The organism is Acetobacterium malicum subsp. dehalogenans DSM 11527 (assembly GCF_000472665.1).
In the GTDB taxonomy this organism is placed as follows: domain Bacteria; phylum Bacillota; class Clostridia; order Eubacteriales; family Eubacteriaceae; genus Acetobacterium; species Acetobacterium malicum.
The window spans coordinates 18,306-39,564 of sequence record NZ_AXAC01000022.1; the positions used below are offsets into that span (position 1 = coordinate 18,306).

Below are 21,259 nucleotides of genomic sequence, written 5' to 3' on the forward strand. Positions count from 1 at the left end.
TATGAATCCGTTTGTCAATGAATTCCCGGTATACGAAACCCTGGCCAATGGAAATGCCATTATCATAATCTATGATCTGTTTATCATGCTACTTTTTTTGTTTGAGCTTTTTTTATTTTACAATAAAGAGCGTATTATTGAGGAAGTAAAGCTGAATCAAACGAAAAAAATTAAGCCATTCCGGCGTTTTTTGGTAAAATTGATTGTCAATTACGAGTATCAGGGGATTTTAATGGTGACGGGCGTGTTGCTGGTTATTTCGCTGGTGGTGGTGTCCAGCCATCATCGGATCTTAGTTAGTGAGTTGTTCGGGATTTTAGGAAGTTTTGCCGTTTTCATTATCATCGTATTTCTGGTTCAGCATCTGTTTATGAAGATTGACCAGTTTCAGGATATTGTGGTTTCGCGATTTGTCGATCTGATCTTCTATCTGGTCCTGGGTCATTACTTTGTGTTGTTTGCCAACTTTATTTCGCCGCCAAGCCTGCCACTGGGTCTGGTGGGACTTTCTTTTGCCTTGATCCTCTGTTTTTCAGTGATGATTCGGGCTATTGCCAATCCCAGTATCATCCGGAGTTCGGTTTCAAAAAGACGAAAATATCATGAAACCGCCAGTATCTTAAAGGGAATGCTGGTGCTGGTTGTCAGCGAGATGAGCATTCTTTATCTGATGGTCTATAATTGTTTTAAGATCGATCCGAATTTTTATGTAGCCAACTCAGACCGGGCCCTGGACGCCTTTGATATGCTCTATTATATGGTCATTTCCTTTGCCACCATCGGCTATGGGGATATTCACCCGGTCCGCTTTAATGGTATGATTTACGGCGAACTGGTGGCGATGGTGATCGGTTTGGCTAGTATGTTTAGTACTGCCTGCTTTGTCGGAGCGGTGGTGGCCGGGGCAGCCCAGATGAGCTGGAATCAGGGCCTGGAAGCAAAAGATCAGAACCAGGATGATTCTTCCGACCGGAATCAGCACAATGAGCGGAAAAGCATGATTACCGTGGTCCGGGAAAAATTAAAAAACAAAGAGCTGTAAGGTTAATTAATTATCAAGAAAGGTTATTAACAATGAAATTTTATCTTGCATTATGGTTTGCAAAATTAATGGGGATTGCCATTAAACTTGTCAGCAAGGGTCGGGGAACCAACCTTCCGGGTGAAAAGGCGTTGACAATCGACCCTGATTTTGTAAAACATTTTAAAAATATTGACTATTCAAAGGTTATTTTCATTACCGGAACCAATGGGAAATCCTCGACGACCAACCTGATCACCCATATTTTAAAAGAAAATGGAAAAAAGATTGTCTCGAATCTGGAGGGCGCCAATTTATTGGGCGGAATTGCCACGGTTCTGGCTAAAGAAGCCAGCTTATCGGGAAAACTCAAGGCGGACTACTATGTTTTTGAAACCGATGAGCGCTATCTGCCCTTGATTTATGCCCAATTGCCGGCCGAAAACATGCTGATCACCAATCTGCAAAAAGATCAGGTCCAGAGAAATGGGGATCCGGATTTTATTATCCGTAAATTAAAAGAGGTTGTGAATCCCAGGATGACACTGATCCTCAATAACGAAGAACCGCGATCCCGATTTTTTGAGGAAATCGCCCGTCGCTCCATATATTATGGGGTTTCCCGTCACGATGAATCATTCAACAAAGGTGCCGATTATCCAACCCAGGCCTGCCCGAAATGCCATCATGACATGAGCTTTGACTATTACAATGTCGACAGCATCGGTGCTTTTCATTGTGACTTTTGTGGTTTCGCCAGTAAAAGCACACCAGACTATGAGGTCACTGATCTGAATTTTGTTGAGAAAAGCTTTAAGCTGAAGAATGTGGTCTTCCATATGCCCTATGATCTGCCCTTTATGTTTTATAACTATGCCGGCGCACTGGCAGTATGTGAAGAAATATGCGGGATTACGCCAGCGGCGGCGACCAAGTCTTTTGAAAATTTCAAGAACATCGGCGGTCGCTTTGAGATCTTGACCTATAAGAATAAAACTATTAAATACATGCGGATTAAGCAGGAAAATCCCGATACCCTTCAGAGTGCTTTAAATATCATGGCTTCTGACCCGAGTGAAAAAATGGTGGCGTTGGGTTTGTATGTGGTCAATGACTTCGTACCCCATTACATCAACACTTTCTATGCCTTTGACTGTGATTTCAAACCAGTGGTTGAATCAAATGTGGAGCGATATCTGTGTTTCTCTGAGCATGTTTCCTACGATACCGCCAATCGGTTGATCTATGATGGGGTTGCTAAAGAAGCGATCACGATTATGGACAGTGACGACATTAATGAAATATTTGCCGAAATTGACAAGGCCGAAACCGATAATATTTATTTGATTACCTGGATTTCCACCTTTGAAAAGATGAAAAAATTCATTGAAGGAGGACAAAATTAATGGAACAGACCATAAAAGTCGGTTGGCTTTTTAATAATATGTTTAACCTTCATGGTGACCGGGGCAATCTGCTGGCCATCCGGGCCGAAGGGGAACGCCGGGGCTACCGGGTTGAGGTCGAACAGATTAACCTGGAGACAGTGGTCTTTAACCCGATGGACTTTGACTTTCTGTTTTGCCCACCGGGAGAAATTGAGCATTTTGAGGCGGTGGCAGCTTATCTGGAACCGCACCGCAAAGAACTGATGGACTATATCGAAACCCGGCCGATGCTGGTGACTGGAACGACAGTTGGTCTCTTCGGCGAAACAATCAGCCGGGATGATCAGTCCGCGATCCGAGGGCTGGGCATTATCGAGATTGAAGCCCGGGAAAATCACGCCGTTTATGGCGACGATCTTTATTACAGTTGTCAATACAATGGCAAGGAAATGGAAATTATTGGCAGCCAAATTCAGATGATCGACCTGGATATCAAGGAAGAATCACCATTTGGCCGTTTGAAATATGGTTATGGCAATAACGGTGCAACCAAATTCGAAGGCGTTATCAGCGGCAAAGGTATTTTTACCAATACCCTGGGTCCGGTGCTGGTTTGTAACCCCTGGCTCACTGAAGAAATCATCAATTTAATTGAAGTCAATAAGAATTGGCCGATCTGGGAAGACCATCGTGATAATTCACTGGAACAGGCATCATTAAAAACTAAGATTGTTCACATTGATAAAAAAGAAACCCGGTTGAAAGACATCGCAGTACGCTAGCATAAAAACAATTAAGAACTTGAATCAAGCCATTTAACCGAGGCATTTAACTTGGAATTAAAATTACATTCAGAGAAAGAAATTAATTGTGAAAAAGAAAAAAGTAATTATTGGATTGAGCGGCGGTATTGACAGTGCTGCCTCTGCTCATCTGTTAAAAAATGAAGGTTACGAGGTAATTGGCGTAACCTTTAATTTTTTAGATGCTGAAAATACCATTAACGCTGCCAGACTGGTGGCAGAAAAACTGGAAATTGAACATCATGTGCTGACGGCTCAAGATCAGTTTAGGGAAAAAGTCATTGATCCGTTTATCGCTGGCTACCAGCAGGGGGAAACACCGAATCCCTGTATGCTGTGCAATCAGAACATGAAATTTAAACTGCTGGGTGAATTTGCCGCGGCTAATGGTGATGCCATGATTGCCACTGGTCATTATGCCGAAATCCGTAAGCATAAAAATGAGTATCAACTTTGGGCCAGTCCCAACCCAAATAAGGATCAGTCGTATTTTTTATATCATCTGGATCAGGAACTGCTGGGACACTTGTTGTTTCCGCTGAATCGTTTTGAGTCCAAAGCTGCGGTACGCGAAATAATCCTCGGCTTACTGCCGGAGCTTTCCCGGGGCAAAGAAAGCCAGGGGATTTGTTTTATCCCGAAGAAGGGCCACGGTTTGTTTCTTAAAGACGCGATGTTTGGAAATAAACCCACCGCATCTGGCAATTTTGTCGATATGACTGGAAAAATATTGGGCCGACACCCGGGGATTCATCAGTTTACCCTGGGTCAAACCCGGGGGTTGGGGATTAACTGCGAGCAACGATTGGCAGTGGTCGAGGTGATACCGGCGACTAATACCGTGGTGCTGGATGAGGAAAAGGCTTTGTATCAAAGTGCTATTTTTGTCGACGAACTGATCATCCAGTCTCCCAAGGGTCTGCCGGAAACCGGTTTCACCTTTAAAACCTGTCGCTGGGGTCACGAATATGAAGGCCGCATCGAACGACTTTCCCGGACTCAGGCTATCGTCCACAGCGATGTTCCGGTCCGGGCGCCGGCCCCGGGTCAGGCCCTGGTCTTATATCAGGATCGTCAGGTTCTTGGCGGCGGAATCATAAAACGGTTTTAATTCCAGTGACCCTGAGGTATAATAGAAAAGATTTGGAAGAATTAATCGCCTACCCAGCAGAAAAGATTAACAAATGATGGGGAATGTCGATAAAAGTAAAGATAATGTCATGTTTGAAGTAAGTTGACGTGAACAACAGGTTGCAGAAACAGCGAGTTATCTTTTGGTAAACAAGCAGACAAACTAAGGAGTTTTACATAGATGGGAAAATTATTTGGTACCGACGGAGTACGTGGTGTATATGAAAAAGAATTGACATTGGAGATGGCCTATAGTCTTGGACAGGCTGGGGCCAGCGTGTTGGGAAGAAATGCCCACCGACCCAAAATTGTGATTGGTATGGATACCCGGGCGTCCGGAAAAGCATTGGAACAGGCTCTGGCCAAAGGCATTGTGTCTGTCGGCGGCCAGGTGGTTCTGGTTGGAGTTCTGCCAACCCCAGCGATTGCTGTGATTGCCAGAGCATTAAAAGCGGATGCTGGCGTGGTTATTTCAGCCTCCCATAATCCCTATGAATTTAATGGAATCAAATTTTTCAATGGTCAGGGATTTAAGCTGCCAGACGCGGTGGAAAATGAAATTGAAACCATTATTCTGGAAAAACAGGAAGTGGTATTAAAAGACGGCGGCAGTATCAGTCAACTGGAAAAACCGGAAGCATTTTATCTGGATCACATCAAACAGGCGGTAAAAGGAGATTTTAGCGGACTTAAGGTGGTGATGGACTGTGCTCACGGAGCAGCTTATGCCATCGCACCGGAGTTCTTCCGTAGCCTGGGTGCCGAAGTAGTGGTGATTGGCGATAAACCCGATGGCAAGAACATTAATGCCGGGTGCGGCTCGACCCATTTGCAGCCATTGCAGCACCGGGTGGTGGCAGAAAAAGCTGATATCGGAATTGCCTTTGATGGTGATGCTGACCGTTGCCTGGCCGTAGATTGCGCCGGGAATATAATCGACGGCGACAAGATCATGAATCTCATTGGCAGTCGAATGAAGGCCTGCAATACGCTGAAAAAAAATACCGTTGTGGTGACGGTGATGAGTAATATCGGTCTGGATATTGCCTTGCAAGAAGCGGGCTGCCAAACCATCAAAACTGATGTGGGCGACCGTTATGTTTTAGAGGCGATGATTGCCGGCGATTATAATCTGGGCGGTGAACAATCCGGTCATCTGATTCTACTGGATCATAATACCACCGGAGACGGCATGCTGACAGCCTTGATGCTGCTGGAATTGTTGAAACTGGATGGCCGGGATTCAAAAAGCCTAGGCGATTTAATGACAGTATACCCCCAGATTCTGGTTAATGCCAAAGTTGAGAATGGTCGCAAACAGGATTATCTGAAAGATGATCAGATTCAAAAGAAGATTCAGGAAGTTGAGGCTCATTTTCAGGGCCAGGGACGGGTGCTGATTCGACCGTCTGGAACCGAACCGCTGGTGCGGGTGATGATTGAAGGCAAGGATCAAAATGAATTGACCAGTATTGCTAAAGAACTGGCGCTTTTCATTGAAGATCGTTTAAGCAGTTCTGGGCCATCAGTCAGTCAGGTCGTGTTGGTTTAATCGGTATAAATGATTATTAAAACATTAATAACATATTAAGAAAGGAGGGGCATACCCTCTTTTTTTTGCGTTCAAAGGTCGTTTATGATAAAATAACCCAGCTAGAACAGTTTAGCTAGATTATTACAGCATGTATTTGGGTAAAAAAAGACCATGGACCAAAACCAAAGACAGCAAAGAAGCGCCAGAACTCAAGTGATGGTCCACACAATAATTGAGTTGACGAGGTCAGGGAGTATCGAAAATTCGGCGGATGCCCTGGAGAACTGCTATGTAAAACTGAAGAGTGATTTTCAGGACAAAGATGGCATAAATAAAGAAAAACAGGTGAAAAAATGTGTGGAATTGTAGGTTATATCGGCGATAAACAAGCTCAGGATGTATTAATTAGCGGTCTTTCGCGGTTGGAGTACCGAGGCTATGACTCGGCTGGAATTGCGACCCTGGAGAATGAAGTGATCCGGGTGGAGAAGAAAAAAGGTCGGCTTAAAAATCTGGAAGCGGTGCTCGAAAAAACGCCCCTATCAGGTAAGGTCGGCATTGGTCATACCCGTTGGGCCACCCACGGGGTTCCTTCTGATGCCAATGCCCATCCCCATTCCAGTGTCAATAAAGAGATCTCGGTGGTCCATAACGGGATCATTGAAAACTATATGACCTTGAAAGATGAGCTGCAGGCTTTGGGGCATGTCTTTATTTCTGATACAGATACCGAAGTGATCGCCCATCTGCTGAATGAACTTTACACTGGTGATCTTGTTGAAACGGTTCAAATTGCCCTGAAGCGGATGAAGGGTTCCTATGCCCTGGCAATCCTTTGTGCCAGTGAACCGGATAAAATTGTGGCTGTCCGTAAAGATAGCCCGCTGATTGTGGGTCTCGGGGACGGGGAGAATTTTATCGCTTCGGATATTCCGGCGATTTTAAATTATACCCGGGAAGTCTATCTGCTGGATAACGGTGAAATGGCGGTGCTGACGGCGGACCATATTAAGGTTATGGACAGCGCTGGTAACATCATTGAAAAAGAGATCTTTGTCGTCGATTGGGATTCCGGGGATGCCGAAAAAGGCGGTTATGATCATTTTATGATGAAAGAAATGGTGGAACAGCCCAAGGCGATGATGGAAGCCTTAATGGGCCGCTGCTGCGACAATGGGGCTTCCTTTACCGGTCTGAAGCTTGATGCTGAGATGATGAAAAACATCAACCGGATTCAGATTGTAGCCTGTGGAACGGCTTATCATGCCGGGATGGTAGGCAAATACTATTTTGAAAAATTTGCCCGGATCAGCGTGGAAACTGAAGCAGCTTCGGAGTATCGTTATAAAAATCCGATTGTGGATGAAAATACGCTGCTGATTGTCATCAGCCAATCCGGCGAAACCGCCGATACTCTGGCGGCGATCCGTTTGGCTAAAGAACGGGGCGCCTGGGTTTTGGCGGTGACCAATGTGGTCGGCAGTTCCATCGCCCGGGAAGCGGATGACGTTATTTACACCAATGCCGGACCGGAAATCGCCGTGGCATCGACCAAGGCTTATGTTACCCAGGTTGGTTGTATGATGCTGTTGGCCTCATTTTTGGGAAATCTCAACGGAAAAATGAAGAAAGAAGATGCCGCCCGGATTTGTCATGGTCTGATGATGACCCCGGGACTCATCGAAAAGGCGCTGGATACCCAGGACGTGATTAAAGCATTTGCTGATCGGAATTACGAAATCGATGATCTCTTTTACATGGGACGAGGGGTGGACTTATATACCAGCATGGAGGGATCACTTAAACTCAAGGAGATCTCCTATATTCATTCCGAGGCCTATGCGGCCGGGGAACTGAAGCACGGTCCCATCGCCCTGATCGAGGATGGCACCATTGTTGTGGCCGTCTGTACCCAGGAAAATGTATTCGAAAAAATGCTCAGTAATATCAAAGAAGTGAAGGCCCGCGGCGCTTACGTTCTGGCGATTGTCCAGGCCGGTCACGCCGATATTGCCTCAGAGGTCGATGAGGTGTGGGTGATTCCCGAGATGGACGATGATATCACTGCGATACCCACCATTGTGTATCTGCAGCTATTGGCCTATTATCTGGCCGTGGCCCGCGGTTGTGATGTCGATAAGCCGAAAAATTTGGCAAAGAGTGTGACGGTTGAGTAAACGGGCGTTAAAAATAAAAATAATTTGAATAGCGAATAATACCGGCAGATCGGATTGAGTAGTCATCCGATCTGTTTTTTTATGGAATTGTTTTGACAACAGAGCCCGCTAATTTCGTTCAATTATCAGCATCGACAAACCCAAATAAAGCAATTCCTCATTGGAATCAAAATCAATCTTAAACAGTTGGGCCATTCTTTCCAGCCGGTTAAGAAAGGAACTGCGATGAATATAAAGAGCCTTGGCGGCGGCCGCCGCATTGAGGCGGCAGTCAAAAAAGATGCGCAGGGTGTTGTAATAGTCGGTGTGCTTTGCGGCGTCGTTTTGTCTGAGTCGTAAGAGCTTTTCACTGCAAATCTGATGGAGCGAAAAAGCACCAGGTCCGTTTTTAAGCAGATAAGTAAAGGCATGATCATTAAAATGGTGGATCCAGAACATCGGCTGACTGCGGCCACCATAATCCAGCGCAATATCCGTCTGCTGATAGGCAGCCGGCAGGTCGGCGAGAGCATGAAAAACCCGGCTTAACCCGGCCACCAGCAGGCTTTCGCGGAGAAATAAAGGCAGTTGCCGATAAAAATCACGGTCAGCTTCAGACTTGAACTGATCCAGATTTACGAGCATCAGAAAGCGGTCATTGCTGTTCAGACAGACACAAGCCTGCCACTGGCTCTCAATTTGGGAACTGAGATAGTCGGTATAGACATTTTTGGCATAGCGGGTGTTGGAACGAAACTGGACCAGTTGCAAACGGTCATTGACCTGCCAGTGGTTTTCAAAGGCGGCTTTGTGCCATTGATCATCCGAACCCTGTACATTATTAAGCGCCTGAATCAGGGGTTCCCGAAGACTGTTGAGGGCCACTTCTTTTAAATCGAAAGACTGATATTTCTGATAAAGCTTGTCAGCTGTCACAAATAAGTGTGCTAAAACATGGCGAATATAGGCTTTTTCATATTCCTGGCAGGCATCGGTCAGTTGGATAATGAAACGGCCGACATAATCGCCCTGGTCAAAGACATTTTTACAGATCATTTCTTCCAGACCGGTCGACAAGATCACTGAGTAATCAAAAACATCGGGACACTCATATAAGGCCTGAAAGCTCGAGTCGGAGATGAAATCATTGACGATATCGGGCAGCGAATTGTTAAATTCGTCCATAAAAACAGTGCCCCCAATTGGCCTAAGAAATTTGGAATGGGCAGGGTAGTGGAAGCCTTTGTCGATCAGCAGAATCTGCTGAGACAAGATCGGTTCGCAGGAGTCGACCAGATCCTGAAAGCTACCATTTTCATAAAAGATCTGGTTGAGCTGTTCGTCCCACTGATCAAAGCGATTAAAGATCTCCTGAAGATAGTTAAAAAGCGAAACCGTTGAAAGCTTGGATTCGACAAGCAGGACCGTTCCATCAAGCATCTTCAGCGAACGATTGACTTTTTCAGTGCAGATAAAGAGGGTATCGGAGCCATAGTCGTGCCTTTCCATCAGCTCCTTCAATCCTTTACCGTCGATGATCACAATTGTATCATCCATCGTAAGACCATTTTCGTAAAAGACCGGACGTTTAAATCCGGTCTTATTTTCATTTTTTTTTTCAAATCGTACCGCCGTTTTTTTTACGAGCCAATAATAAATTATCTCCTGGGAAAGCCGCATTGTTTGCCTCCAAGTATCGGTTATTTTACAGATTGATAAACACTGATGATCTTCTTAATTCTATATTATCTGCTTTTTATTTGCAAGGATACGTTTTCAAACTTAAGGTATACCCTACACTATGTAGGATATCGAGTAGTCACAATCTGCTGATATGCTGTATTTACGAATCGCAAAAATGCCGTTAGAATGAAAGTATGTAAATGATTAAATCATAAAAATACGTAAATTTAAGAGAAAATTGATTAAGGAGGTCTGATTGATGTTAACAGCAAGGCAGAATTTAGTGGAGACTATTAAAGGCGGAAAACCGGAACGTTTTGTCAAACAGTTCGAGTTTATGGAATTTATTATGGAAGCACCTGTGGAGTTGGCGATGGCACCGCCGGGAACAACAGCCAAAAACGGGTGGGGGATAACATTCAGCTGGCCAGAAGGACAGCTTGGCGCTTTTCCAGTTCATGATCAGGAACATCTGGTTTTAAAAGAAATAACCGACTGGAAAAAATACGTCACCGCACCTTCGGTTATTTACCCTGAGGATCGTTGGGCGGCAGCTGTCGAGCATGCCAAGGCTGTCGACCGGACAGAAAAATTTGTTGCCGCTTTTTTCGCCCCGGGTGTCTTTGAGCTGACCCACCATCTGATGACGATGGAGGAAGCGCTGATGGCCCTTTATGAAGAACCTGAAGCCATGCATGAGCTGATTGATTACATTACCGATTATGAATTGGCCTACGCCAAAGAACTGATCGCCCACATTCATCCCGATGCGCTTTTCCATCATGACGATTGGGGCAGCCAGATATCAACCTTCATCGCTCCATCCATGTTTGAAGAATTTCTTTTGCCAGCATACAAAAAGATTTATGGCTTTTATAAAGATAATGGGGTTGAGCTGATTGTTCATCACAGTGACAGCTATGCCGCTACGCTGGTACCATACATGATTGAGATGGGCATTGATATCTGGCAGGGGGCCATGAACACCAACAATCTACCCGAACTGATCCAGAAATATGGTCAGGACATTACGTTTATGGGTGGCATTCACAGCGGTGTTGTCGATCGGCCGGGCTGGACTAAAGAGGAAATCTATCAGGAAACAAAAAAAGTCTGTGAACAATGCGGTAAGCTGGCTTTTATTCCCAATCTGACCCAGGGCATGCATATGAGTTCCTTCCCCGGTGTTTATGAAACCACCGATGAAGTCATTGATCAGCTTAGCAGAGAAATGTTTTAAAAAAGGCGGTCTGCTGGCGAAATTGCAAGAATAAGAAAGTGAGAACTAAATGAGAAAAAAATTTGATCCCGAAGAAATGAAAGCAGTCGGAAATTATCCCGATTATCCGACCCATTTTATGGTCGGTTTGCCACCGCTGCCCCCCCACGCCAAGTGGAATAAACCGATTACGCCAAAAGAAAACTGGCGGCTCCTGTATGAGGGGAAGAAGCCCTACTGGATTCCCGAAGCGGGCTGGTTTAATTGTGATGTACTGATTTTTCGACCGCGAATGCATCCTGATAATGCCGCCACCCACCTGGTTTTTGATCAGGAAGCGCAGATGAGCTACGACAGTGATGTCCAAAAAGGCTGGTTTGACCTTGATTGGGAATGGGTTGAAATCGCTGGTGGTGCTTCTGTTCACCCGGGCAACCCGGCCGTTACCGACATTAACTGTTGGGAAGAACAGGTTCCTTTTCCCAATCTTGATGACCTTGACTGGGAGGCCGGTATTGCGGCCAATAAAGAGTACATAAAAACCGAAAAAATGCTTCAGGCTGGCATGCTTTCCGGCTTTTGGGAACGGCTGATGTCATTGATGGATGTCGACAAGGCGGCAATGGCCATGATTGATGAGGATCAGCAGAATGGTGTTCATCGTTTGTTTGATCGTCTGGCAGATCTATATGTCGATTACGTTGACCGCTTGCATCAGCACTTTAACATTGACAGCTTCCTGATCCATGATGACTGGGGAACCCAAATGAATCCTTTCTTTTCCTTGGATACCTGTCGGGAAATGATTGTCCCGTATCTGAAACGAGTCACCGACGCCTGTCATGAACGGGGAATTTTGTTTGAGCTTCACAGCTGTGGCAAGGGCGAAAAACTTGTCCCGGCGATGATTGAGGCGGGGGTTGACCTGTGGTGCCCGCAGATTATGAACAATTATGAAGAACTTGCCCATACATACAAGGACACTCGGATCATTTTTGGTTTGACGATTTTACCGCCGCCAACAGATTCAGAAGAAGAAATACGGAAACTGGCAAAAGACTTTGTTGAAACCTACAAAGATTGTCGCGTAGCTCTGTGTGACATGGGGGCCGGGCCAGTTTATACTGCCGCCATCTATGAATACAGTCGCAAGGCATACGAAAATTACCAGGATTAATAGGTCACAGACCAAGAATTGATTTTTAGAAAAAAGGGAGAAACAATGATTATTATTGGCGAAAAAATTAACGGTGCCATTCCCTCAACCGGGAAGGCGATTGCTGAGAAGGATGCCGAATTTATCCGGAACCTGGCCATCAAACAGGCCGAAGCCGGAGCTGATTTTATCGATGTCTGTGCCTCAGTGGACGACGACATCGAACTGGAAACGATGAAATGGCTGATCGACATTGTTCAGGAAGCTACCGATATACCGATTGCGGTGGACAGTCCCAATGTTTATACCTGTATTGAATCGATGAAATACTGCAATAAACCGGGACTATTTAATTCAGTGTCGCTGGAAGGTGATAAGGTCGATGTGGCCTTCAAAGTTCTGGCCGAGACCAAATGGGAATGTGTGGCTTTATTAAACAGCGACAAGGGCATCCCGAAAACCGCTAAAGACCGATTGGACGTGTTTACTGATCTAATGGCAAAATGTAAAGAATACAAGATCGATCCCTCCCGCATGCATATTGATCCCTTGATTGAAATGCTGTGTACCTCCGAAGACGGCATCACCATGGTGACCGAAGTGATCCGGGAAATCAAAAAACAATATCCCACCATTCATGTCACCGGCGCCGTCAGCAACATTTCCTTCAACCTGCCCGCCCGCCGGATTGCCAACCAGGCTTTTGCCGTTTTAGCCATGAGCGCTGGGATGGACAGTTTTATCCTCGATCCGCTGAATAAGGATATGATGGGAATGCTCTTTGCCACCGAAGCGATGATGGGCGAAGATGAATACTGTATGGAATACATCAGTGCTTTCCGGGAAGGTATTTTTGTTAAATAGTTAAATCCTCCGATGCACACAGATTGAGGAAAATAAATAAAATTCAAGGAGAAAAAAATGTCAAAAATTGAAGAAGTAAAAGTATTGGTGGAAACTGGTAAATCAAAGAAGGTTGCTGCAGCGGTTCATGAAGCTCTGGATGCCGGCGATAAAGCCCAGGATATACTCGATGCAATGATCGCATCCATGGGTGTGGTGGGGGATAAATTCTCATCCGGTGAAATTTTTGTACCGGAAATGTTAATCGCTGCCAAAGCGATGGCTAAAGGAGTGGAAGTATTAAAACCAATTATGGCTGGTGATGTGTCAAATTCATTGGGCACCTGTATTATGGGAACCGTCGCCGGCGACCTTCACGATATCGGCAAAAACCTGGTTATCATGATGCTTGAGAGTTCAGGCTTTGACATGGTTGACCTGGGGGTTGACGTGCCAGCTGAAAAATTTGTGGAAGCCATTAAGGAAAACAACAATGTTGTTCTGGTAGCCTGTTCGGGTCTGTTGACTACCACTATGCCAGCCTTAAAAGAAGCGGTTCAAACCATTAAAGCGGCTTATCCAGATATGAAAGTGATTGTTGGTGGCGCTCCGGTTACCCAGGAATATGCTGATGAAATTGGCGCCGATGGCTATGCACCAGATGCCGGCAGCTCGGCGGCTAAAGCCAAGGAACTGATCGGGGCCTAAGAGGACACCGATGGCAGTCTTGCAGGCAAATGAATAAAGGTAGAAAATAGTTAGTCTTCACTTGCAGCTCAGGTTGACTATTTAAGAGATGGCGGTTTGAAAAAACTGCCATCTCTTGCAAATGACAACGTTTGCAAAAAAAACGATCGCCTTCAATTCAGATGGAATGTCATAACTTCCTTAGTATTCGACGTTGGTGAGGAGAAAATCATGCACAACGAAAAAAGAAAATGGTTACTTCAATTTGTTTTTCAGACTTTTTTGATCAATGTTTTGATCCTGTGCTTAACCTTAATCATTTTATTTCAATATGATTTTACTGAAATTTTTAAAGATAACCGGCCAATTCCCATCCTGATGGTGCTCGGATTAGGGCTTTGTTTGAATTTGGGCTCGAGTATGATGCTGAAAGCAAAAATAAAAAAGCGATCATCTGTCCTGGTCGACATACTTAAACGACTTTCAGAAGGTGATACCAACATCGAAGTTAATGGCTTTGATCACCATCGAGATGAATTATGGCAGGCTGTTTTAACACTGACAAATAGTCTGAAAGAATACGCAAATGCTGGGAAGCAATTAGCTGAAGGTCAACTTTCCAAAGAAATACGGCCATTGTCAAACAATGATGTTTTAGGAAAGAGTCTCCAATCAATTGCACGATCACTGTCAATTCTGGAAGAAGAGACAGAATTATTAACTGAAAAAAACTCGGTCGATTTAGAAGCAATTTCTTCTGAACTGCCAGGATTTTATTCGACAATACTTGCCTCTATTAATAAAACAATCAATTTTCAGGTTGAGAAAAGTATGTTGTATGAGCAAGCTATGGATGCAATTCCTTATCCGCTACACATTCTTAATTTAAATGGGCAATGGTTATTTTTCAATAAAGTCCTGGAAGAGTTGCTGCAGAAAGCAGGATTAATTGAGAATCGGGAGACTGCATATTATCAGAAGTGCTGTGAATTTGGAATAGCGGATTGTAACTCAAAAGAGTGTCCCGAAAGATGCAGTATTTTCCAACTGATTACGAAAGGCCTGACAACCTTCGATTTTGAGTTTATGGGATGTTACAATCAAAAAAATTCCCGCTTTATAAAAAATAGCCGGAATGAGAACATTGGCATTATTGAGATAACGATGGATTTAACACCAAGTGTGAGTGTAAATAATTATACTGAAACTGAGGTGATGAGATTACAGCAGAATTTAGTGAAATTATCAGATGGAAACTTGGAATTTGACCTGAACGTCGAAGATGGGAATGAATACACTACAAAAATTAGAGAATCCTTCGTGAAGATCAATCAAAATCTTGGCGTTGTTAAAGATTCAATTGACATGTTGATTGCAGATGCCAGCTCCTTGTCCAATGCGATCATTAAAGGAGACCTGGCAGTACGGGCAGATGAAACCAAGTTCAAAGGTTCCTGGTAAGTGGTTATTTCTGGGATCAATAATATTTTGAAAGAAATCGAAAAACCAATTGATGAAGTTTCGAATGTGATGGATGCCATTGCTTGTGGAAATTTAAGGACTGGTATTACTGGCGACTATGAAGGTGCTTTTAATGAATTGAAGCAATCTGTTAATAAGACGGTCAATCAAATAAATCATGTGATTGACGAAATATCAACAGAGACAAGTGAGATCGGCAATGGCAACCTGGCTATCGATGATCTGGTTGGTTATCATGGCGATTTTGGTAGAATTTCGGATTCTTTAAATGTCATTATCGCAGTATTGAATACGATGTTAACTGAAATATATACGGCGACATTGGAGGTCAATACTGGAGCTAATCAGGTCGCGATTGGCAGTCAGTCTTTAGCGCAGGGAGCAACGGAACAGGCTAGCTCATTACAAGAACTCACGGCTTCGATTGCTGAAATTGCAGAGAAAACAAAAGAGAATGCCTATAATGCTAACAGGACTCGTGAAATAACCGATGTGGTGCTAAAAAATGCTGATACGGGTAATCTGCAAATGGTCGAAATGCAGAATTCCATGGCTGATATTAATCAATCATCGAGGGATATTTCGAAAATCATTAAGGTTATTGATGACATTGCTTTTCAAACAAATATTTTGGCCTTAAATGCGGCCGTTGAGGCTGCTAGAGCAGGTGCACACGGTAAGGGGTTTGCTGTGGTGGCAGAAGAAGTCAGAACATTGGCCGCCCGTAGTGCCGAAGCGGCGAAAGAGACAACGCAATTAATTGAAGAGTCAATCAGTAAGGTTCAACGTGGAACCAGCATGGCTAACGAAACCGGAGTCGCTTTAAATGACATCGTAAAAGGGGTTGGAGAAATAACCGGACTGGTGGGTAACATTGCCATGTCTTCCAACGAACAGGCAAATGGTATTGTTCAGATTAATACAGGCATCGAGCAGGTTGCAGAAGTTGTTATGCAAAACTCAGCATCTGCTGAAGAAAGTGCCGCTGTCAGTGAAAAACTTTCAGGTCAGGTGGAATTATTAAAAGAGACCATCCAACAGTTTACCCTCAGAAAGTAAGCAAGACAAAATTAGATCGGCGATCTATTTTATCAAAGCAGCAATAATACGATTCTGTCAAAAGATAAAACAACTTTCGGTTAAAAGTTATAAATGAGGTATTATCACAATAGCAGTAGCGACAAAAGTCCATTTATAAATTTAACCAAAAATCAATTTTATATGGAGGAAAATTATGAATCAGCCAGTTAAACCAATTTCTACCTTGACTATTTTGGCTATGGCCTTTTTGGGAATGGGGGTTGGGACGATAACCCCCGCTCTGAATGCTATTTTCGTTCAATTTTCAGATCTGCCGATTACAACCTTATTGTTGGTATCTACTTTGCCCTCATTGACAGTTATTCCCGCCACCCTGGTTGCCGGATCGGTTGCAGGAAGCAAGGTCGGCTACCGAACCTTAGCCATTGTCGGGATCACCCTATTTATTCTGGGCGGCGTTGCCCCCTATTTTGCTGATGACTTCACGGTCATTTTGCTGGAGCGAGCGATCTTTGGGATCGGTTTGGGAATTATGGCACCGTTAGGAAATGCGTTGGTTATGGGTGTCTTCGAAGGTGATAAGGTTGCGACGATGACCGGGCTGGTCATGCTCTCTGGTAATATTGGGGGGATGATTCTACAATTTATGGGAGGTTATTTTGCCAGCATTGGTTGGAATTACAGTTTTCTACCTCATGCCCTGGGGATCATTTCTTTGGTACTGGTTATTTTCTTTTTACCGGAGCCGCCCAAAGCACCGGTTATGAACAATAGTCAAATGGTCAACAAGGAAAAACTACCCGTAAAGCTGTTTATCATTGTACTGGCATATGGTCTTTACACTTTAGCTATTTATCCGATGCTGGTGAACATGTCAACGCTGATTGTTGATCGAGGTTTGGGAACGACTGCGACCGCTGGCCTTGTCCTGGCGCTCCTGACCATTGGTGGAATGGTAGCCGGAAGTATTTTTGGTAAAGTTTTCAAGCTGTCGGGGCGCTTTATTATGGCTCTGGGATATGCCTTGGCAACCATTGGACTGATAATGGTGATCATTGCTAATAATATAGCTTTTCTGTCAGTGGGTGTGTTTATTGAAGGCTTTGCGATGTCAACGTTGATCCCGGCCAGCATGATGCTCATTTCAATGACGGTTAAGCCAAGCCAGATGGCTTTAGGGGTCTCTTTCTTTATGGCCGGTATGAATCTTTTTGGATTTTTATCAACCTATTGGATTGGTCTCATTGCAGGCATCAGTGGTGATGCTGTAACCATACCGATTGCCGTTGGTGCAGGCGTCACAGCAGTTCTATTTGTTATTTATCTTGCTGTTAATCCATTGAAAGGTGGTATCCCGACAACCGAGATACCCGAAGAATCCTAATTAAGATTTAATAAACCAAGGTTCCTCAGGAACTAGAAGAGATACTCAATACCCGATTACCCAAAGCACGGGATCAGATAAAAATTGTAGCCCAACACAGCGAAACGGCGGTATAAGAATGACAGCAAGTGAGATAAATAGCTTAAAAAAATCTTAAAATGAACACGTTAAGATCTTGACAACTTTTTTCAAAAGTGGTATAAAATAATCAAAGTTAGCACTCATCAAGTGTGAGTGCTAACAAATCTAATTTGTAAAGGAGTGGTTATGGTGACAGCACTGATTCCGTTTAACAGAAAACGAAATGATTTGATGAATACCGGTTTTGATGATTTCCAAAATATGCTTGACGACTTTTTTGCAGAAGGATGGCCTTTGAGAAGAAGTTTAGCAGGTGACACCTTCAAGATCGATTTACAAGACAATGAGAAAGAATACATTGTCGAAGCCGAGCTGCCCGGTGTTGCTAAAGGGGATATCAACCTTTCGCTTGAAGAAGGAAGACTTCAGATTTCAGTCAAGAAGGAAGAAGTTAAGGAAGAAAAAGAAAAGAATTATATTCATCGCGAAAGAAAATTTTCTTCGATGACCAGAAATGTATTTCTCGCTGATGCAGCTTCAGATGATATCAAAGCCAAACTGACAGATGGGGTTCTGACTATTACAGTACCAAAAGCAGTGAAGCAGGAACCGTCAAAATTAATAGAAATTGAATAAAGGTTATCTAGTGGGAGTTAAAAACTTCCGGTTTCATGAGCAAAAAACCTCGTCAGATAAGCTGATGAGGTTTTTTGCAGTAATCGACAATGGCCAGACAAAAAGTAGTACTTACTGTTATGTATCACAATAAACCTTGCTTAATTAGCAAATATAGACTATAATAAAATGTCAAGTAATAAACCAGCTGTATCTTCTGTGAATTCCCAGTGGATACAGCTTTTTAAATGGATTAAAATAAGTTTATAATACAAAAAGAAAGCAGAAAAAAGTGATAAGTAAAAAATTTAACCAGTACCAATTAAGCGATGAGCTCCTAAAAGCCATCGAAAAACTAAATTTTGAAAACCCGACCAAGGTTCAGGAAGCCGTGATTCCGATTGCTTTGGAGAAAAAAGATATTCTCTGCAAGGCTCAAACCGGCAGCGGTAAAACGGCGGCCTTCGGGATTCCGATCTGTGAGCTGCTGGACTGGGAAGAGAACAAACCTCAGGCCCTGGTGCTGACCCCGACCCGGGAGCTGGCGCTGCAGGTCCACGAAGATATTTTTAACATTGGCCGCTTCAAGCGGGTTAAGGTGTCAGCCCTTTATGGAAAATCACCGATCCGCCGGCAGGAAAAAGAGCTGAAACAGAAAACCCATGTGGTGGTGGGAACCCCAGGCCGGGTTATGGATCATATTGAACGGGGCACCTTTATTACCGATGAGATCCGTTTTCTGGTCATTGACGAAGCTGATGAGATGCTGAATATGGGTTTTATCGATCAGGTTGAGGAAATCATCAATGAGATGCCTAAAAATCGGGTGACGATGTTGTTTTCGGCGACGCTGGAAAATGAGATTCAACGGCTGTCAAAAAAATACATGAACGATCCCCAGATCATCGAGATTGAAGCCGAGGCCAAACGAACGGATGCCATTGAACAGTTTGTTTATAAAACCGGCCATGAAGACAAACTGGATGTGTTAAAGGATGTGCTGGTAGTGGAAAATCCTGACAGCTGCATTATTTTTTGCAATACCCAGGAAATGGTCAATGCCATTTATAATCTGCTGGGTAAGGATAATAAGGCCTGTGAAAAGATTCACGGTGGCATGGAACAGGATGACCGCACCCTGGTCATGCAACGTTTTAAAAAGGGCGCCTTCCGCTATCTGATTGCCACCGATGTGGCGGCTCGGGGGATTGATGTTCATGAGATTTCGCTGGTCATTAATTTTGATGTCCCCTGGGAAAAGGAAACCTATGTCCATCGCATCGGCCGGACCGGCCGTCGGGGCACCACTGGTAAAGCCATTACCCTGGTTTCGGCCAAAGAAGGCCGCTTGTTCCGGGATATTGAAAATTATACCGACAAAGAAATAATTGAAAAAGAATGTCCCACGCTTTCCACGGTCCATTCACTAAAAGCGGCCTTTATCGAAAAACTACAGGAAAAACCGGAAGAAAAGTTGGACAAAGCCCATGACTTGACCCGGGAGATCACCAAGATCCATATCAATGCCGGCAAAAAGACCAAAATGCGACCGGTGGATATTGTCGGGACGCTGTGTAATCTGGAGGGGATGACCGCCGCGGATATCGGCGTGATCACGATTCTGGACGTCTCCACCTTTGTCGAAATCCTCAATAACAAAGGCTCCCAGGTGTTAAAAGAGCTGCAAACCCGGAATATTAAAGGACGGCCGAGAAAGGTAAGCCTGGCTGAAGATAAGCCAGTTACCATGGCCCGAAAAAAACCGATTCGTCGATTTTATTGATTAAAATTTAGTGTTTAAGATTAATGTTTAACACGAGATGATTATAGTGAGGTGTCTATGGACTATTTAACTGCTATCACTGCGTTTAAACCCCGATCTGCTCAGGAACAGGCCGATCAGCAGACATTTATCCGATTCATTAATAATAATCCGGATGTTTTGCTGCGGGAAAATAAAATTGCCCATCTGACCAGTTCAGCCTTGATTTTTAATGAGGCTCGGGATAAACTGTTAATGATCTACCATAACATTTATCAATCTTGGTCCTGGACCGGGGGGCACGCCGATGGTGAAGCGGATCTGCTACAGGTAGCAATCCGGGAAGCCAAAGAAGAAACCGGATTAAAACGGGTAACAGCGGCAGTGGATAAAATTATTTCACTGGACATCTTACCGGTTTTTGGTCATTTCAAGAACAATCAACCGGTTTCGGCCCATTTGCATTTATCAGTAGCCTATTTACTTTCGGCTTCCGAGGACGAACCGCTGATGATTAAGCCCGACGAAAACAGTGGTGTCCGGTGGATTGCCATCCCCGAATTGGCCAACTATGTCAGTGAACCCCATATGCAGATAGTTTATAATAAAATTTTAAATAAGCGTTGAGTATTTTATGAGCGTTAAAATCAAGGAGGGACTATGTCAATTTCGAAAGCCATTGAATTTTCTGCCAAAGCCCACGAAGGTCATTTTCGTAAGGGCTCTCAGGTACCCTATATTACGCACCCCTTTGAGGTCGCCAAAATTCTGGGTGAGGCGGTGGATCCGGAAGAAAACGAAGCCTTGATCATAGCCGGACTGCTTCACGATACGGTGGAAGATACCAATACCAGCCTGGACACCATCCGCCGGGAATTTGGTGAAGCGGTGGCCGATCTGGTGGCCTCCGACTCGGAAAACAAACGGTTACCCTGGGAAGCGCGCAAACAGCACACCATCGATTTTCTCAAGAATGAAGCAACCCGGGACATGCAGATGCTGGCCTGTGCTGATAAACTAGCCAACCTCAGAAGTGTTAAAGCTGATTATGCCAGAATCGGCGAAGACGTCTGGGATATTTTTGTCAGAGGCAAGGAAAAGCAGGCCTGGTATTACCAGGGCGTGCTGGATGCATTGACACCTCTGGAAGGTTTAGCGATGTATGCTGAACTGAAGGCCTTGATTCAGGAGATCTTTAACTAAGGGGAGGAATCCTGTTGCTAATTAAACAACTTGAAAAAGAGAAAGTGATCAACGCTAATTCCTTGGATTG

The 21,259-nt window shown here is 44.2% G+C and carries 18 protein-coding genes; 17 read left to right on the plus strand and 1 reads right to left on the minus strand.

Annotated elements, in window-relative coordinates:
• Position 1: 1 nt before the first annotated feature.
• The 6 genes from A3KS_RS0109350 to glmS all read left to right on the plus strand — a co-directional run bounded on the left by A3KS_RS0109350 (position 2) and on the right by glmS (position 8,054).
• Positions 2-1,042 carry a potassium channel family protein gene (locus tag A3KS_RS0109350; protein WP_026394711.1) on the plus strand — a complete coding sequence of 347 codons (1,041 nt, stop codon included), beginning with the start codon at positions 2-4 and terminating at the stop codon, positions 1,040-1,042.
• A gap of 32 nt (positions 1,043-1,074) precedes the next feature.
• Positions 1,075-2,427: a MurT ligase domain-containing protein gene (locus A3KS_RS0109355; RefSeq protein WP_026394712.1), complete on the plus strand. Its 1,353-nt coding sequence runs from the start codon at positions 1,075-1,077 to the stop codon at positions 2,425-2,427.
• Positions 2,427-3,191, plus strand: a complete 765-nt coding sequence (locus A3KS_RS0109360; RefSeq protein WP_026394713.1) for a type 1 glutamine amidotransferase — start codon at positions 2,427-2,429, stop codon at positions 3,189-3,191. Before A3KS_RS0109355 ends, A3KS_RS0109360 begins: the two co-directional genes overlap by 1 nt.
• 88 nt (positions 3,192-3,279) lie before the next feature.
• The gene (mnmA, locus tag A3KS_RS0109365) at positions 3,280-4,323 is read left to right on the plus strand and encodes a tRNA 2-thiouridine(34) synthase MnmA (protein WP_026394714.1); all 1,044 of its coding nucleotides are present in this window, start codon (positions 3,280-3,282) and stop codon (positions 4,321-4,323) included.
• A 201-nt stretch (positions 4,324-4,524) separates the two neighbouring features.
• Positions 4,525-5,895, plus strand: coding sequence for a phosphoglucosamine mutase (gene glmM, locus A3KS_RS20680; RefSeq protein ID WP_051355773.1), 1,371 nt, complete (start codon positions 4,525-4,527; stop codon positions 5,893-5,895).
• Between the two features lie 335 nt (positions 5,896-6,230).
• Positions 6,231-8,054, plus strand: a complete 1,824-nt coding sequence (gene glmS / locus A3KS_RS0109380; RefSeq protein WP_026394716.1) for a glutamine--fructose-6-phosphate transaminase (isomerizing) — start codon at positions 6,231-6,233, stop codon at positions 8,052-8,054.
• A 108-nt stretch (positions 8,055-8,162) separates the two neighbouring features.
• On the opposite strand, the gene A3KS_RS0109385 is transcribed toward glmS, so the two are convergent.
• The gene (locus A3KS_RS0109385; protein WP_026394717.1) at positions 8,163-9,713 is read right to left on the minus strand and encodes a PucR family transcriptional regulator; all 1,551 of its coding nucleotides are present in this window, start codon (positions 9,711-9,713) and stop codon (positions 8,163-8,165) included.
• A gap of 262 nt (positions 9,714-9,975) precedes the next feature.
• Here A3KS_RS0109385 and A3KS_RS0109390 point away from each other — a divergent pair, with 262 nt between their 5' ends.
• The 11 genes from A3KS_RS0109390 to A3KS_RS0109435 all read left to right on the plus strand — a co-directional run bounded on the left by A3KS_RS0109390 (position 9,976) and on the right by A3KS_RS0109435 (position 21,189).
• Positions 9,976-10,956 (plus strand): uroporphyrinogen decarboxylase family protein, encoded by a 981-nt coding sequence (locus A3KS_RS0109390; protein WP_026394718.1) that lies wholly within the window; start codon positions 9,976-9,978, stop codon positions 10,954-10,956.
• 49 nt (positions 10,957-11,005) lie between these two features.
• Positions 11,006-12,112: a uroporphyrinogen decarboxylase family protein gene (locus A3KS_RS0109395; RefSeq protein WP_026394719.1), complete on the plus strand. Its 1,107-nt coding sequence runs from the start codon at positions 11,006-11,008 to the stop codon at positions 12,110-12,112.
• A 45-nt stretch (positions 12,113-12,157) separates the two neighbouring features.
• Positions 12,158-12,955: a methyltetrahydrofolate cobalamin methyltransferase gene (locus tag A3KS_RS0109400; protein ID WP_026394720.1), complete on the plus strand. Its 798-nt coding sequence runs from the start codon at positions 12,158-12,160 to the stop codon at positions 12,953-12,955.
• A gap of 57 nt (positions 12,956-13,012) precedes the next feature.
• Positions 13,013-13,642, plus strand: coding sequence for a corrinoid protein (locus A3KS_RS0109405; RefSeq protein WP_026394721.1), 630 nt, complete (start codon positions 13,013-13,015; stop codon positions 13,640-13,642).
• A 210-nt stretch (positions 13,643-13,852) separates the two neighbouring features.
• Positions 13,853-15,082: a hypothetical protein gene (locus A3KS_RS22550; RefSeq protein ID WP_051355774.1), complete on the plus strand. Its 1,230-nt coding sequence runs from the start codon at positions 13,853-13,855 to the stop codon at positions 15,080-15,082.
• Complete coding sequence (locus A3KS_RS20685) at positions 15,083-16,162, plus strand: methyl-accepting chemotaxis protein (protein ID WP_051355775.1); 1,080 nt, start codon at positions 15,083-15,085, stop codon at positions 16,160-16,162.
• Positions 16,163-16,337: 175 nt separating this feature from the next.
• A complete protein-coding gene (locus A3KS_RS20690; RefSeq protein ID WP_051355776.1) occupies positions 16,338-17,528 on the plus strand; it encodes an MFS transporter in 1,191 nt (396 codons plus the stop codon).
• Positions 17,529-17,795: 267 nt separating this feature from the next.
• Positions 17,796-18,245 (plus strand): Hsp20 family protein, encoded by a 450-nt coding sequence (locus A3KS_RS0109420; protein WP_035355831.1) that lies wholly within the window; start codon positions 17,796-17,798, stop codon positions 18,243-18,245.
• A 271-nt stretch (positions 18,246-18,516) separates the two neighbouring features.
• A complete protein-coding gene (locus A3KS_RS0109425; protein WP_026394723.1) occupies positions 18,517-20,007 on the plus strand; it encodes a DEAD/DEAH box helicase in 1,491 nt (496 codons plus the stop codon).
• Between the two features lie 57 nt (positions 20,008-20,064).
• Entirely contained in the window at positions 20,065-20,613 is a 549-nt protein-coding gene (locus tag A3KS_RS0109430; RefSeq protein WP_026394724.1) for an NUDIX hydrolase, read from the plus strand.
• Positions 20,614-20,646: 33 nt separating this feature from the next.
• Positions 20,647-21,189 carry an HD domain-containing protein gene (locus tag A3KS_RS0109435; RefSeq protein WP_026394725.1) on the plus strand — a complete coding sequence of 181 codons (543 nt, stop codon included), beginning with the start codon at positions 20,647-20,649 and terminating at the stop codon, positions 21,187-21,189.
• Positions 21,190-21,259: the final 70 nt, after the last annotated feature.